This window comes from Testudinibacter sp. P17/SS/0325 (assembly GCF_053570765.1).
Genome location: NZ_CM131635.1, coordinates 1680258 through 1694985, shown reverse-complemented (window position 1 = coordinate 1694985; position 14728 = coordinate 1680258). Strand labels below are relative to the sequence as shown.

Below are 14728 nucleotides of genomic sequence, written 5' to 3'. Positions count from 1 at the left end.
GCTCCCACTTATTTTAAACTCGCGGCGAACTGCTCAATATTATCACGCACTTTGCCGACTAAAATTTCCACCGCCGAATCCGCCGCCCAGGCGATATGCGGTGTCACCAGCAGATTCGGCAACACTTTTGCCGCTTCCATCACCACATTGCCTTTTTCCGGCGGCTCTTTGATCATCACGTCAATCGCCGCGCCACCGAGCTGACCGTTCTTTAATGCCGCAACCAAGGCGTTTTCATCAACCAATGGTCCACGTCCGGTGTTGATTAAAAACGCGCCTTTTTTCATTAATGCCAAGGTTTCCGCGTTGATTAAATTTTGTGTGGTAGGGGTGAGCGGGCAATGCAACGTCACGAAATCCGCTTGCGCCAAGACTTCATTAAACGGCGTATAACCGTCGCGGCAGGTGGCGGCGTCTTTGTGTTCGGCATATAACACTTTCATGCCGACCGCACTTGCCAAATGTCCGACCTCGCTGCCGAGATTGCCTTTGCCGAAAATGCCAATCACCGAATTGCGCACGTCGGTGAGCGGATAATCAAAATAGCAGAACTGTTTGTTTTCCACCCAACGATCAGTCAGTTGATCGCGATACCAACCCATTAAACTGTGTTTCAAGGCAAAAATCATACCTAATACGTGTTCCGGCACGCACACCGACGAATACCCGGCAACATTTTTAACCGTGATCCCCAACTCTTTGGCGGCTTCCAAATCGACGTTATTGGTGCCGGTGGCGGTGACGGCAACCAATTTTAAATTCGGCAGCTGTTGCATTAATTCTTTGGTAATCAGCACCTTGTTGGTCACGGCAACATCGGCGCCTTGTAAACGCCCAAGGGTCTGTTCCGGATCGGTCGCGGCATAAGCGATCCATTCATGTTCAATAGCCGGACGGGGAATCGGAATGTGTTTCGGTAAAGAACTGCTGTCTAAATGCACAATTTTTAACATAGGTCGCTCGCTTAGTTAAGTTGAAATAAGAATAAAAGGTTGTGATCAACCCCTTAAGCCAATCACAACCGCACTTTGATTAATCGGTTAATGAACCGAATAGTTGACGTCCAGCCCGCCCATAATTTGATCGCGTAATAAATCGGCCATCGGATCTGTCGGACAGCGTTGTACAAAAAATCTAAAATCCGCCACGGCCTCTTTGGTACAGCCTAAAGTTGCCATTACCAAACCGCGATCACGGATTTCATACGGGTTTTTCGGATTCAATTTTAAGCGCTCATTGATATAACGCAGTGCTTCATCCGTCCGCTCTTCACGGATCAGACCGTTTTTAAGATGTTGCGCCAAGTGTGCTTTCAGCGTTTCCAGCGCTTTGTCATCCGCCGGGGATATATCGTAGATTTCCGGCAATTTATAAAACCCGATATAGTCGGCAATCCACTGATTCAGTACTTCTTGCTGCACGGTTTGCCCGTCGACAGGATTAATCAACAGCATTTTCCCCTCAATGTCGGCGCGCAATAACAGCTGTGTCGAAAAATTCACCGGAAAGAGCGGTAAATTCAGGCGTTCTGCCAAGAACAAAACCAATGCGCCGAGGCTGAGATCCGCACCTAATTTTTTCTCAAGCAACTTATCAATCAATAAACAATCCGCCGGGAAATGATAAGGATCTTCATCGCAAACAAATGCCCAATCCTGATAGACCAATTGCATTAATTGCTGAATTTGCGCCTGCAAATCTTGTGTTTGATCAATTGCCGTCCGTGCTTTTTCTGCCAACGCGTCCAATTGCGCCGATACATGCCGCACCTGCGGTTCGGCTTGGGTGATTTCATAGACTTCAAGCAAATAAGTCATTAATGCTTGTTGTGATTGCCGTTGTTGCTCGCTCAATGGATAAAATTCTATTTTCATCTTATCAATCTCTTAATATTAGTTAGGAAAACGTGCCAATGTCACCCGCTCATTATTACCGTAATCTTTAATCGTCTCAATAGCTTGCCAGTGATATTTTTGGAATAAAGATCGCACTTTTTGCCCTTGCTGCCAACCATGCTCCAATAATAACCAGCCGCTTGGTTTTAAATACTGCAAGGCATGCTCGATAATATAGCGTAAATCCGCATAGCCTTGTTCTTCGGCGACCAATGCCGACAATGGCTCAAAACGTACATCGCCGTGAAAAAGATGTTCATCTTGTTCGTCAATATAAGGCGGATTACTGACAATCATATCGAATACACAATTTTGATCAAGTTTACTGAACCAGTCGCTTTGCAAAAAAGTAACATTGCGAATCTGATTTTTAAACTGATTTTCCTGCGCCAATGCCACCGCCTGCGCTATTTTATCCACGCCGACCACCTGCACCGCGTCCGCAAATTCCTGCGCCAACGCCAACGCAATGGCGCCTGAACCAGTGCCTAAATCCAAAATACGATACGGTTTGACCGCACTTTGCGCCAAATCCGCTGCAATCAGGCTACGGGCTTTTTCGACCAACACTTCGGTGTCGGGGCGCGGGATTAAAGTGTGCGGGGAAACCTTTAACGACAGCGACCAGAACTCTTTTTCACCCAGAATATAAGCCATCGGTTCACCGTTGAGCCGGCGCTGTAAAAGTGCGGTCAGGCGTTGCCGTTGCCCGTGATTTAATTCGCTTTCGCCGAATGCCATAATCGAGGCGCGGCTGCGTTGGGTTACCTGTTGCAATAACAGTTGTGCATCGAGTTTAGCGCTCTCGCTGTGATGAAGTTGTGCTTGTGCAAATTCAAGCCATTGTTGATAGGTCATTGTTTGCTCGCTATTTCAAGCAAGGAATTTGAGGCGGGGCAAGCCCCACCCGAGATTTATTTTGCTGTTGAAAAAAGGGATTCTAATTCCCTTCCGACAACGCCGCCAGCTGATCGGCTTGGTATTCGGTGATAATCGGCTGGATCAGCTCTTCCATTTTGCCGTTCATCACTTCGTCCAAGCGATATAACGTCAGATTGATACGGTGATCGGTAACCCGCCCTTGCGGATAGTTGTAAGTACGGATCTTATCGGAGCGATCACCGCTGCCGAGCAAATCACGGCGGGTGCTGGAGACTTCCGCTGCGCGGCGTTCTTCTTCCGCTTTGACAATCCGCGCCGCCAACACCGACATCGCTTTGGCTTTGTTTTTATGTTGCGAACGCTCGTCCTGACACTCGACCACGATTCCGGTCGGCAAGTGCGTGATCCGCACCGCCGAGTCGGTGGTATTAACGTGCTGTCCGCCCGCACCGGAAGAGCGGTAGGTATCAATTTTCAGATCGGACGGATTGATCTCCGGCAATTCCGATTCCGGCAGTTCCGGCATTACCGCGACGGTGCAAGCGGAAGTGTGAATCCGCCCTTGCGATTCGGTTTTCGGCACGCGCTGCACCCGATGTCCGCCGGATTCGAATTTGAGCTGTCCGTACACGCCGTCGCCGCTGACTTTCATGATAATCTCTTTATAGCCGCCCTGCTCGCTTTCGTTGGCACTCATCACTTCCACCCGCCAACGTTTAAGCTCGGCATAACGGCTGTACATACGGAACAGATCACCGCTGAAAATGCCCGCTTCGTCGCCACCGGTGCCGGCGCGGATTTCCAGAAAGCAGTTGTATTCGTCATTCGGATCTTTCGGCAACAGCAACACTTGCAGCTGTTGTTCCACCTGCTCGATTTCGGCCCGCGATTCGTCGATCTCTTCCATCGCCATTTCGCGCATACTCGGATCGTCCAGCAGCATTTGCGCTTCTTCCAAGTTGCTTTGCAATTTGTTCCAGCGGCTGAAACACTGCACCACATCTTCCAGCTGCGCATACTCTTTGGAATAGGCGCGGAATTTGTCTTGATCGTTAATCACGCCCGGATCGCCCAACAGGGCTTGCAGTTCTTCGTAACGCTCTTGTAAATTTTCCAATTTGGTAATAATTGACGGTTTCATTGGATTCCTTAAGTATGAAACAGATAAATCCTAGCTATTTTAGCTGAAATTTAAGAGAAATGCTGATCAAAATCAGCCAATCGGGCAATTCGATTCACTAGTTTTCGTGTTCGGTGCCGACATCGACAATGCCAAGTGCGGTTGAAAAGTGTTGTAAACCCTCACTGTCGCCGGATTTCACCAAGCCTTGAATCGCTTGGGTCGGCGCATGCAACAAACGGTTGGTGAGTTTGTAACTCAACTCCTGTAACACTTTTTCTTGATCTTGCCCCTGTTGAAGTGCACTCAGGGCTTTGCTTAGCAAGGCTTGCCGCGTTTCTTCCGCTTGATCGCGATATTTACGGATCAAATTCGAGGATTGGTGCAGTTTCAGCCAATGGAAAAAATCTTGGCTCTCCTGTTGAATAATCTGCTCCGCCTGTTCGGAGGCTTTTTGCCGCTGTGCCAGATTATGCTGAATAATGTGTTGCAAGTCGTCCACGCTGTAATGATAGACCGCGTCAACCTCCGTGACCTGTTCTTCCACATCGCGCGGCACGGCAATATCAATAATCAACATCGAGCGGTACTTGCGCTGTTTTTGCGCCTGTTTCACCATTTCCGCCGTGATCAGCGGTTGATCGCTGGCGGTCGAGGTGATCACGATATCGGCGCGGTTAAGCCCCTGTTGCAACTGATCCAGCGGCAGCAATTGCATTGCACCGACCCGTTCGCTCAACGCTTGCGCACGCTTCAACGTGCGGTTGGCGATAATAATTTTCTCCGCCCCTTGTTGGAACAAATAGCGGCTGACCAGTTCAATGGTTTCCCCTGCCCCGACCAGTAAAATCGTCAGCGGTTGCAACGAGTCGAAAATCTGTTTTGCCAGGCTGGTCGCCGCATACGCCACCGAAACCGCACTTCCGCCGATGTCGGTTTCGCTGCGCACCCGTTTGGCGGTGGCAAAGGTTTTTTGGAACAGACGCGAAAACTCGCCGCTGAGGTTTTGCCGATAGACGCTTTCGCTGGCTTGGTAGGCTTGCTTCACCTGCCCCAAAATTTGCGGTTCGCCCAAAATCAACGAATCCAAGCCGCACGCCACCCGCATTAAATGGCGGGTCGCCGCCGAATTTTGCGCCAGATAGAGATTATCACGCACTTGATCCGCACTCAGCCCGTGAAACTGCACAAACCATTGGATAATCCGCTCCAGCCATTGCTGATTTTGCGCGCTCTCTTCTTGCGGCGAGATGTGGCGGTTATGCAGATATAACTCGGTACGGTTGCAAGTGGACAACACCACCGCACTTTCCGCCAAATCCGTCTGCCGAATCTGCCGCAACGCCGACAGCCGCTTTTCATCACTGAAAGCGACTTTTTCGCGCAGCTCGACCGGTGCGGTTTTGTGGTTGATACCAAGTGCCAAAATTGCCATAACGGAAACAGCCTACCCATTTCGGGTAGGTTTTTTTATAAATCCTTTATCTATAAAAGAAAATCGTCGTCATAATAACAATGATCAGGACGACGAAAAGAGACTGGCATTTTAATAAATTGTTATAGATTGAGCAAACCGAATCGAAGGTTATTTTGATTCAGCCCCGATTTTTTATCTATTATTGCGATAGTTTTTCCTGCGACGACGGCTCGGCTTGCCAGCCGCCGCCAATCGCTTTGTACAAATTCAGCAAATTTTGTCCGGCGGCTAACCGCACTTTCAGCAGATTTTGCTGATAATCCAATGCGTCCAAACGCGCCCGCAAAGCAACATCCAGCGTTTTATCGCCGTAACGGAACAATTTCTCCGAATCCTGTGCTTGCCGTGCGGCTTTTTGCTGTGCGTGGTTTAACCAGCGAATCTGGTTGGTTAAGGCAAATTGCGCCTGATAACTGCTGTCCACTTCGGCTAACGCCTGTAACAACGACTGATCATATTGCAAAAGTGCGGTTTGCAAGCGCGCGTCCGCCGCCTGAATATTGGCGTCGATCCGCCCCGCGGTGAAAATCGGCAGCTGCACGCCGATACTGCCCAAACCGCCCCAACCTTTCAGTGCCGGCAAATCGCCGTCCAGCTCGATCCGCCCGGTTTGCCATAAAAATTGAATATCAAAGCGCGGCAACAAATCGGCTTTGGCGCTGGCTAATTTGGCGGCATACGCCTGTACCGCGGCGGCATTGGCGCGGATATCCGGGCGTTGTGTCAATAAACTGCCCGGCTGTTGTCCCTGCGGCGGTTGCGGCAAGCGTTGCAACAGATTGGCTTGCCGCATTTGCTTGATATTCAGTTTAAAGCCTTGCGGCACTTGCCCGCTCAGCACGGCAATACTGCGCTGATAAGCGTCAAACTGTGCTTGCAAACCGGTTTGTTGCGCTTGCAGCGCGTCGATTTTCGCCGCGATTTCATTTAATTCATAAGCATTGACTTGCCCCGCCTCGAAACGCCCCTGAATATAACGTTGCAATTGCTGCAAGGTATGTAAAGTGCGGTTGAGAATCTGCTGTTGTTGCAACACACTTTGGGCACGCAAATAGTCATCGGCAATGTCACTGGCAACCAGCATTTGCGTACCGTAAACCCGCTCTTGCGCGCCCAATTCGGCATATTTGGCGGCATCGACGTCACTGCGTTTTTGCCCGAAAATATCCGGTTCCCAAGAGGCTGCCACGCCACCCAAAATCGCATGCCCTTTGGCGGAGAAATCATCATTGCCCGTCACTTGGCGTACTGCTGGCGGCAGATTATTATCCAGTTGCATGCGCTGCCCGCCCAAACTGCCGCTGGCGCCCACTTTCGGCGCTAACTCGGCGCCCGCCAGCGCAGAGATCGCCCGTGCTTCCTGCAAGCGGCTTTGTGCGATCGCCAAATCGAAATTTTGTTGCAATCCGCGTTCAATCAATGCCGTCAATTGCGGATCACGCCACTGCCGCCACCAACGGCTGATTTGTTGGCTGCCTTGCGCCGCGGCGGTCTGTTGATACTGCGACGGCAACTCAATGTTGGAATCCAACGCCACCTGCGTATTGCTGCAGGCGGTTAGATACAACGAAAGTGCGGTTAACACCCAATAATGCTTTTGCATAAGCTGATCCTTATTCTTTTCTCGCCAAGCGATTAATTCTGCCGTGCCAACATCGAACGGAAACGCACGATTGCCAGCGTCACAAAGCCGGCGCCCATAATCGCCATTATCACCAAGCGGTGCCAAATCGTTTCCCAACCGGCGCCGCGAAACAGCACGTCCTGGCTGATCGCCACAAATTGGGTCAGCGGCGAAAACGACATGATGTCCTGCACCAACGGCGGCATGCTCTCAAACGGCGAAGTACCGCCGGAAAGCAGATACAACACGATATACACCGGAATGCACAGCAGGCTGAATTGCGGCATGGTCGGCGCTTGCGTCGCCAAAAACAGCCCCAAGCCCGCCACCGAAAACAGATAAACCGCTTCACTGAAGGCAAACAACCACAGCGAGCCGTTAATCGGGGCGCCGATGATTTTATGCACCACAAAATAGAGCGACAACATCGCCGCCACTAAAATCACCAAGCTATTGGCTAAAATTTTGGAAAAGGCGATTTCACTGGCGGACACCGGCATCACCAATAAATGTTCAATCGTGCCGTGTTCGCGCTCGCGGATCACCGCCGCGCCGACCAAAATCAGCGCCAACAAACTGGAGTTGCCGGTGATCTGGGTGGTCGGCATAAACCATTCGGTCAATAAATTGCTGTTAAACAGCACATTCACCACCGGTTCAAACGGCAACAATTGCGCACTGTCGGGCAAGCCTAAAAATTGATTGATTTGACGGCTGATAATTTGATTCAAATAATTCGCGCCGACGCCTGCTTGCGTCATCGCGGTCGCATCGACCAGCAATTGCAGTTGCGGTTGTTTGCCTGCCAACAAATCGACGGCAAAATTCGGCGGAATAGTGAGAACAAAGATATACTCGCCGTTATCCATGCTCGAATCGATCCGATCGTCATCGATTTCCACCACCTGTTTGAAATAAGGCGGCAAAATCACATCGCGTAATTGATAAGAAAGTGTCGAATGGTCTTGATCGAACACCGCGACCGAGGCGTTTTTCACCTCGGTGGTGACGCTTTTGCCGATCGAATAAATGGTGAAGGTGAACATGATCACCACCAGCCCGATTAGGGTGACGTCGCTAAACAGGCTGCGCAGTTCTTTCATCGACAAATAATACACATTTTTTAACCACTGCATGTTATTTCTCCTGTTTCTTCAACAACAGACTGGCGGCAGTCAGGTAAGTGACAAAAAACAGCAATAACATGCCGTATAACGGGATAAAGCCGGCGAATCCCAACCCTTTGGTGAAAGCGCCGAGGCTAATCAAGTTGTACCAACTGGTCGGAAAACTCCACCCGATCCAATAACCGGCGCCGGTTAAGGTGGACATCGGATAGAGGAAACCGGAAAAACTGACCGCCGGCACCATACTGATGATCGCCGAGCCGAAAATCGCCGCCACTTGCGATTGCACAAAGGTGGAAACCAGCAATCCAAAGGCAGTGGACGCCAGAATCAAACCCAAGGCGCCCAAGCTCATTGCCCAAAACGAGCCTTTCAACGGAACCCCGACCACAAAAACGGTTAACCCGATCAACACCAGATAACTGAGCAAGGATAACAGCACGTACGGCAGTTGTTTGCCCAATAGATATTGTGTGACCGATGCCGGCGAGGCATATAAATTGGTGATCGAGCCGATCTCTTTTTCGCGCACCACGCCAAGTGCGGTCATCATGCTCGGCACCATCATCAAGGTCAGCATGATCAAGCCCGGCGAAATCGCGTTCACACTGTTAAACGCCTGATTATACATAAACCGCACTTCCAGATCGTACGCCCCCTCCAAGTCGATCCCTTGCTGACGATAGAGCTGCTGCACATATTGCAGCAGAATGCCCTGACTGTAACCGGCGATATTTTCACCGCTAAACGGCATTGAGCCGTCAACATAGAGCGCCAATTGCGGTTTGCGTCGTTGCAACAAATCGCGCCCGAAATGAGGCGGAATTTCCAGCGCCAACCGCACTTTGCCGCCTTTCAGCAAGCCGGAAAGGGTCTGTCTGTCCGGCACTTGTTCCAATAATTCAAAATAATCCGAGGCGGAAAACTGCTCCAATAATTGCCTGCTATGATAGCTTTTATCTTGATCCCAGACGGCGAATTTCAGATTGGTGACATCGAACGAAATCCCCCAACTGCCCGCGAGCAGCAGCACCACCGGACCGAATACCGCAAACAGCAGCCGAATGCGGTCGCGCAACAATTCCTTGCCTTCGCGGATGGCAAACGTCCAAATAATATTGAACCAATAACGCAACCCGAACGAGAGTTGCAATTCCGTATTTTTCCCATTGCCGTGCGGCGATTTTTCCGTTTCCGCTTGCCTGTTCTCGGTATCTGTTGGCGCCTGTTTATCCTCTTGCTCCTGCAAAAACAGGATAAAAGCTTGTTCCAACGTTGCCGCGTTTTTCTCTTTTTGCAATGCTTCCGGCGTGCCGACGCCCAGCACTTTGCCGCGATCCATAAACGAGATCCGATCGCAGCGCTGCGCTTCGTTCATAAAATGGGTGGAAACAAAAATGGTAATCCGATCTTGGCGCGATAATCTCAACAAATATTGCCAAAACATATCGCGCGCCGCCGGATCGACGCCGGAAGTCGGCTCATCCAAAATCAACACTTCGGGATGATGTAAACACGCCGCCGCCAGTTGCAACCGTTGCCGCACCCCGAGGGAAAGTGCGGTCGGCTTGCTTTCCGCCACCTGGTTCAATTCAAATTGGCTCAAGGCTTGTTTCACGGCGTCCTCGCCCTGAGCGCCTTCCAATTGATACAATTTGGCGTGCAGCACCAAATTTTGGCGCACGCTTAATTCTTCGTACAAAGAAAAGGATTGCGACATATAGCCCACCCGTTTGCGGGTTGCCATATCGCCGGCATCGACACTTTTGCCTAACAACTTGGCGCTGCCCGAGGTGGCGTCAAGCAAGCCGGTCAGCATTTTCATGGTGGTGCTTTTACCACAGCCGTTAGAGCCTAAAAAGCCGAAAATTTCGCCTTTGGCAATGCTGAAACTGACGTTATCGACCGCGGTAAAATCGCCGAATTTTTTGCTTAAAGCGTGAGCTTCAATCGCCGGCGGCGAATCGGCTTCCGGCTCAAATGGCGGGATTCGGGAATCGTTCCAATCCGTTTGTTTCTCTTGCGGCAGGAGTTTGATATAGGCTTGTTCCAACGTATCGCAGCCGCTTTGCCGCAACACCTCGCGCGTGGGTTTATTAACCAATAATTTGCCGTCGTCCATCGCCAACAGATATTCAAATTGCTCGGCTTCGTCGATATACGCCGTCGCCACAATCACCGTCATCTCGGGATTTTCTTGCCGCAGTTCGTTGACCAAACGCCAAAATTGCCGGCGCGACAACGGATCAACTCCGGTGGTCGGTTCGTCTAAAATCAGCAATTGCGGATTGTGCACCAACGCACAACAGAGACTGAGTTTTTGTTTCATGCCGCCGGACAGTTTGCCCGCCGCGCGTTCGCGAAACGGCAGTAATCCGGTTGCCTGTAATAAGCGTCGGATACGTTGCTTGCGCTGCCGGCGATTCAAACCGAACAAGCGCGCGTGAAAATCAATATTTTCATCGATTGATAAGGTGGGATAAAGGTTTTTGCCTAAGCCTTGCGGCATAAACGCCACTTTGGTCGAGAGTTCATGCCGTTGCGTTGCGTCGGCTTGATCCAAACCCAATACATGAACCGAACCTTGTTGAATCACTTTGACTCCGGCAATCAAAGATAATAATGTCGACTTGCCAACGCCGTCGGGGCCGATTAAACCAACGGTTTTCCCGCGCGGCAAGCTGAACGAGACGTTATCTAACGCTTGTAATTTTTTATAGTGGTGTGAAACCTGTTCCAGTTTAACTGCTTGGACTTGAGAATCCGCCGGCATAATCACCTTCCTGCTCACCGTCAATCTTTACTGCGGCAAGTTAAGCCGTAACGCTTCAGGCCATTGAGCATTGCTTTCCGTCAAAACATAACCGTTACCGGTCATTCCGCCGCGCAAATAGGCGGAATATTGTTGGGCAATTTCTTTCGGAATTTGTAATTTGACTTTAAATACCAACTTTTCGCGCTCTGCCCGGGTTTCGACATATTTCGGGGTAAACTGGGCGTCGGCGGCGATATAGGTTACGGTTGCCGGAAAAACAAAATCACTGCCGTCCAACACAATCCGTGCTTCGCTATTCAAGGCGATTTTATTCACCGTCGGCGTAGGGAAAAACAGATTCATGCTGACATCATTTAAATTGAGTAAGCTCACTACTTTACCACCGGCGGGGATCACGTTACCGACTTCGGCAAGTTTGTATTCCACCCGCCCGGCTTGCGGCGCCCGCACCGCCATGTCCTGATCGACTGAACTGGCTTGTTCTACCTGCGCTTTCGCCTGTTGCACGGCGGCTTCGGCTTCGCGTTTTGCCGCTTGCACCGCTTGCAATGCCGCATTTGCCGCTGCGTGCTCGGCTTGGCGTTTCTCTAACTCGGAACGGGAAATCAAATTATCACGCCGCATTTTTTGCGCGTTGGCCAAATCCATCTCCGCCACTTTCAGTTGCTGTTGCTGGGCTTCGATTTGTGCTTGCGCGCGGTTGACCGCTTGTTCCGCCTGCGCTTGTTGCGCCTGTGCCGCTGTGAGCTGAGCTTGAACGGTGGCGGAGGATAACGTGGCAAGTAACGCGTTTTTTTCGACCATTTGCCCTTCGCTGACTTCAATTGACTCAACCCGCCCGGCATACAGACTGGCAATGTCCATCCTTGCCAACTCCAAACGCCCGTTGACATGGGCAATATGCGGGTTACTTACTTGCGAATCTTGTTGGACAAACCAGACGGCGCCGCCGACTAATGCGGCAATAGGCAAAATAAAGCGTAATTTTTTCATACTGCACTCCACCGATAACCGGCGCGTAGATCTTTGATCGCCAGATTACAAAAAAGTAGTAACAAGAGTTACTTTGATTATAGGCGGCTGACTCTAAAGATCAAGTTGCAGAAAAAATTTTAAAATTAAATTTAATTGGCTGAAATAGGAATGGAAAAACGTGGTGGACTCCCTCCCAGCTTGATCTCGGCACACGGAAATTTGACTTGGGCTGCTTTCTTCCGAACCTGACCCGGTGAACCAAACACCGTTGCGAGGAACCAAGAGGGAATCCATAGGATTGACGGCGAACCGTCAAGTGCGGTGCATTGTCCTACAATTGACCGCACTTTGCAAGTTTAACCCTCACGCCCGCTTATTTCTCGCGCACTTGTTTGTTTTTATGGCAGTTGTGTTTTACGGCCGCTTTTGTTATAACCAAAAAAGAAACTCCTCAAAAATAAGGCGAATTTATGTCTAGCGTACTCGAACAACTGATTGATTTACTCACCCTTGAAACCATCGATGATCACTATTTCCGCGGTCAAAGCGTCGATCTCGGCTTGCGACAAGTGTTCGGCGGGCAAGTCGTAGCCCAAGCCCTCGCCGCCGGTATGAACGTGGCGCCGGCGGATCGCATTCTGCACTCCTGCCATGCCTATTTTTTGCGCAGCGGCGACGCGCAACACCCGATTTTATACGATGTGGAAGTGTTGCGTGAAGGGCGCAGTTTTACCGCACTTCGAATCAAAGCGATTCAGCATAACGAACCGATTTGCCACGTGACCGCCTCCTTTCAAAGCGTGGAAAACGGTTTTGATCACCAAAGCCCAATGCCGAACGTTGAGCCGCCTGATCAACTGATCAATGAACTGGAAGCAGTGCGGGCGGTGGCACAATATTTGCCGCCGCAGATTAAAGACAAACTCACCGCCGAACGCCCGTTTGATGTGCGCAGCAAATATTTGAACAACCCGTTTCAGGGGCGCGAATTCCCGGCGGCGCAATATGCGTGGTTTAAAGCCAACGGGCGCGTGCCGGACGATTTGAAAATCAATCAATGTTTATTGGCGTATTTTTCCGATTTCCATTGCTTGCTGACCGCACTTCACCCGCATAAAAAAGGCTTTTTGGAAAAAGGTATGAAAGTCGCCACCATTGACCATGCGATTTGGTTTCACCGCCCGTTTGATCTCAATGATTGGCTGCTGCACGCGGTTGAAAGCAATAACGCCTACGGCGCACGCGGCTTGGCGCGCGGACAAATTTTTGATCAACAAGGGCGCTTGATTGCCAGCACGCAACAAGAGGGCTTGATTCGTTTTACCGAGGAATAAAATAGAAGGAATAAGAAGAAAAGTGCGGTCGAACCCGCAAGATAAAAAGCGGTGAGAAAAGCCGAGTTGGTCGATAAGCCGGGTTCTGTCGTGGACAATCATTCCTCTAGGCGTTTATTTGCACAAACGCTCAAGCAACCTACCCGAACTCTGAGCGGGCACACCCATTGAGTTCCTATTTGGTCTTGCTACGAGTGGAGTTTACCCTGCAACGAACCGTTACCGGTCGCCCGGTGCGCTCTTACCGCACCCTTTCACCCTTACCTGTGCTTGAAAAGCCATCGGCGGTTTACTCTCTGTTGCACTTGTCGTAGGCTCACGCCCCCCGGACGTTATCCGGCACTCTGCCCTGTGTAGCCCGGACTTTCCTCTCGTCTACTTGTCCTCTAGGTTGTTCCGTGACCGAAATCACACCAACGGTTGAGAGCTTCAATAAACCAGCGATTGCCTGACCAACTCGGCGCGCAGTATAGCCGAATTTTTGCGATTAAGATAGCCTTTTAAAACAGCCTTGCCAAATTACATTATTACTCTAGAATAACCCGTAATGGTAATAACATACTTCGCATAAGGTTTTTATGAACTACATTCGCATTGCTCAAGAAACACTCACGATTGAAGAACAGGCGATCAGCCGCTTACGTTTGCGCCTCGACGGCGAATTTTCACAAGTGGTCGAAGCGATTTTAGATTGCGAAGGGCGCTTGGTGATTGCCGGTATTGGGAAATCCGGATTAATCGGCAAAAAAATGGTGGCGACTTTCGCTTCCACCGGCACGCCGAGCTTTTTCCTGCACCCGACCGAAGCCTTTCACGGCGATTTGGGCATGCTCAAACCGATTGATATCGTGATTTTGATCTCCTACAGCGGCGAAACCGACGATGTCAATAAACTGATCCCAAGTCTGAAAAATTTTGGCAACCGCATTATCGCCATGACCGGCAATCGCGAATCCACGCTGGCAAAACATGCCGATTATGTGCTGGATATTTCGGTCGAGCGCGAAGCCTGCCCGAACAACCTTGCGCCGACCACCTCCGCACTTGTCACCCTCGCCCTTGCCGACGCGCTTGCCGTTGCCTTAATCAAAGCGCGTGATTTCCAAGCAACCGATTTCGCCCGCTTCCACCCCGGCGGTAGCTTGGGGCGGCGTTTGCTCAGCCGTGTGCGTGACGCAATGCAAACGCAACTTCCGTTGGTATCGCCTGCCACCTCGTTTGCCGATTGCGTGGCGAAAATGACCGAAGGACGGATGGGGATTGCGATTGTGATGGCAGACGACAAACTGCAAGGCATTATCACCGACGGCGACGTGCGTCGCGCCTTCACCGGCAAAGGCATTAAATGTATGCGCCTGACTGCGGCGGATATTATGTCGGTCAATCCAAAAACCATTCAAGCTGACGCTTATATGGGACAGGCGGAAGACTTTATGCGCCAGCACAAAATCCACTCGCTGATTGTGTTGGAGCAGGAAAAAGTGGTCGGTCTGTTTGAATTCTCTTACTAAACAGGGG

The 14728-nt window shown here is 50.7% G+C and carries 11 protein-coding genes and 2 other RNA genes; 2 read left to right on the top strand and 11 right to left on the bottom strand.

Going from position 1 to position 14728, the window contains the following annotated elements:
• Positions 1 to 8 precede the first annotated feature (8 nt).
• The 10 genes from ACWA50_RS08070 to ffs form a co-directional block, all read right to left on the bottom strand.
• Complete coding sequence (locus ACWA50_RS08070) at positions 9 to 953, bottom strand: 2-hydroxyacid dehydrogenase (protein WP_431051440.1); 945 nt, start codon at positions 951 to 953, stop codon at positions 9 to 11.
• Positions 954 to 1040: 87 nt separating this feature from the next.
• Complete coding sequence (locus ACWA50_RS08065; protein ID WP_431051438.1) at positions 1041 to 1874, bottom strand: SirB1 family protein; 834 nt, start codon at positions 1872 to 1874, stop codon at positions 1041 to 1043.
• An 18-nt stretch (positions 1875 to 1892) separates the two neighbouring features.
• On the bottom strand, positions 1893 to 2753 hold the full coding sequence (prmC, locus tag ACWA50_RS08060; RefSeq protein ID WP_431051437.1) for a peptide chain release factor N(5)-glutamine methyltransferase: 861 nt from the start codon (positions 2751 to 2753) through the stop codon (positions 1893 to 1895).
• Between the two features lie 82 nt (positions 2754 to 2835).
• The gene (gene prfA, locus ACWA50_RS08055) at positions 2836 to 3918 is read right to left on the bottom strand and encodes a peptide chain release factor 1 (RefSeq protein ID WP_431051435.1); all 1083 of its coding nucleotides are present in this window, start codon (positions 3916 to 3918) and stop codon (positions 2836 to 2838) included.
• A 97-nt stretch (positions 3919 to 4015) separates the two neighbouring features.
• A complete protein-coding gene (gene hemA, locus ACWA50_RS08050) occupies positions 4016 to 5332 on the bottom strand; it encodes a glutamyl-tRNA reductase (protein WP_431051433.1) in 1317 nt (438 codons plus the stop codon).
• 181 nt (positions 5333 to 5513) lie between these two features.
• Positions 5514 to 6977 (bottom strand): efflux transporter outer membrane subunit, encoded by a 1464-nt coding sequence (locus ACWA50_RS08045; RefSeq protein ID WP_431051431.1) that lies wholly within the window; start codon positions 6975 to 6977, stop codon positions 5514 to 5516.
• A gap of 32 nt (positions 6978 to 7009) precedes the next feature.
• Positions 7010 to 8134 carry an ABC-2 transporter permease gene (locus tag ACWA50_RS08040; RefSeq protein ID WP_431051429.1) on the bottom strand — a complete coding sequence of 375 codons (1125 nt, stop codon included), beginning with the start codon at positions 8132 to 8134 and terminating at the stop codon, positions 7010 to 7012.
• 1 nt (position 8135) lies between these two features.
• The gene (rbbA, locus tag ACWA50_RS08035; protein WP_431051427.1) at positions 8136 to 10898 is read right to left on the bottom strand and encodes a ribosome-associated ATPase/putative transporter RbbA; all 2763 of its coding nucleotides are present in this window, start codon (positions 10896 to 10898) and stop codon (positions 8136 to 8138) included.
• 27 nt (positions 10899 to 10925) lie between these two features.
• A complete protein-coding gene (locus ACWA50_RS08030) occupies positions 10926 to 11894 on the bottom strand; it encodes an HlyD family secretion protein (RefSeq protein WP_431051425.1) in 969 nt (322 codons plus the stop codon).
• A gap of 174 nt (positions 11895 to 12068) precedes the next feature.
• An RNA gene (gene ffs, locus ACWA50_RS08025) (signal recognition particle sRNA small type) lies at positions 12069 to 12161 on the bottom strand.
• Positions 12162 to 12346: 185 nt separating this feature from the next.
• Here ffs and tesB point away from each other — a divergent pair.
• Positions 12347 to 13210, top strand: a complete 864-nt coding sequence (tesB, locus tag ACWA50_RS08020; RefSeq protein ID WP_431051424.1) for an acyl-CoA thioesterase II — start codon at positions 12347 to 12349, stop codon at positions 13208 to 13210.
• Positions 13211 to 13268: 58 nt separating this feature from the next.
• On the opposite strand, the gene rnpB is transcribed toward tesB, so the two are convergent.
• An RNA gene (rnpB, locus tag ACWA50_RS08015) (RNase P RNA component class A) lies at positions 13269 to 13670 on the bottom strand.
• A gap of 118 nt (positions 13671 to 13788) precedes the next feature.
• On the opposite strand from rnpB, the gene ACWA50_RS08010 reads away from it, so the two are divergent.
• Positions 13789 to 14721 carry a KpsF/GutQ family sugar-phosphate isomerase gene (locus ACWA50_RS08010; RefSeq protein WP_431051422.1) on the top strand — a complete coding sequence of 311 codons (933 nt, stop codon included), beginning with the start codon at positions 13789 to 13791 and terminating at the stop codon, positions 14719 to 14721.
• The last annotated feature ends 7 nt before the right edge of the window (positions 14722 to 14728 follow it).

What these genes read in the sequence shown, in the direction of transcription:
- ACWA50_RS08070 (WP_431051440.1), bottom strand. Translation starts at nt 953, where the DNA reads ATGTTAAAAATTGTGCATTTAGACAGCAGTTCTTTACCGAAACACATT.
- ACWA50_RS08065 (WP_431051438.1), bottom strand. Translation starts at nt 1,874, where the DNA reads ATGAAAATAGAATTTTATCCATTGAGCGAGCAACAACGGCAATCACAA.
- prmC (WP_431051437.1), bottom strand. Translation starts at nt 2,753, where the DNA reads ATGACCTATCAACAATGGCTTGAATTTGCACAAGCACAACTTCATCAC.
- prfA (WP_431051435.1), bottom strand. Translation starts at nt 3,918, where the DNA reads ATGAAACCGTCAATTATTACCAAATTGGAAAATTTACAAGAGCGTTAC.
- hemA (WP_431051433.1), bottom strand. Translation starts at nt 5,332, where the DNA reads ATGGCAATTTTGGCACTTGGTATCAACCACAAAACCGCACCGGTCGAG.
- ACWA50_RS08045 (WP_431051431.1), bottom strand. Translation starts at nt 6,977, where the DNA reads ATGCAAAAGCATTATTGGGTGTTAACCGCACTTTCGTTGTATCTAACC.
- ACWA50_RS08040 (WP_431051429.1), bottom strand. Translation starts at nt 8,134, where the DNA reads ATGCAGTGGTTAAAAAATGTGTATTATTTGTCGATGAAAGAACTGCGC.
- rbbA (WP_431051427.1), bottom strand. Translation starts at nt 10,898, where the DNA reads ATGCCGGCGGATTCTCAAGTCCAAGCAGTTAAACTGGAACAGGTTTCA.
- ACWA50_RS08030 (WP_431051425.1), bottom strand. Translation starts at nt 11,894, where the DNA reads ATGAAAAAATTACGCTTTATTTTGCCTATTGCCGCATTAGTCGGCGGC.
- tesB (WP_431051424.1), top strand. Translation starts at nt 12,347, where the DNA reads ATGTCTAGCGTACTCGAACAACTGATTGATTTACTCACCCTTGAAACC.
- ACWA50_RS08010 (WP_431051422.1), top strand. Translation starts at nt 13,789, where the DNA reads ATGAACTACATTCGCATTGCTCAAGAAACACTCACGATTGAAGAACAG.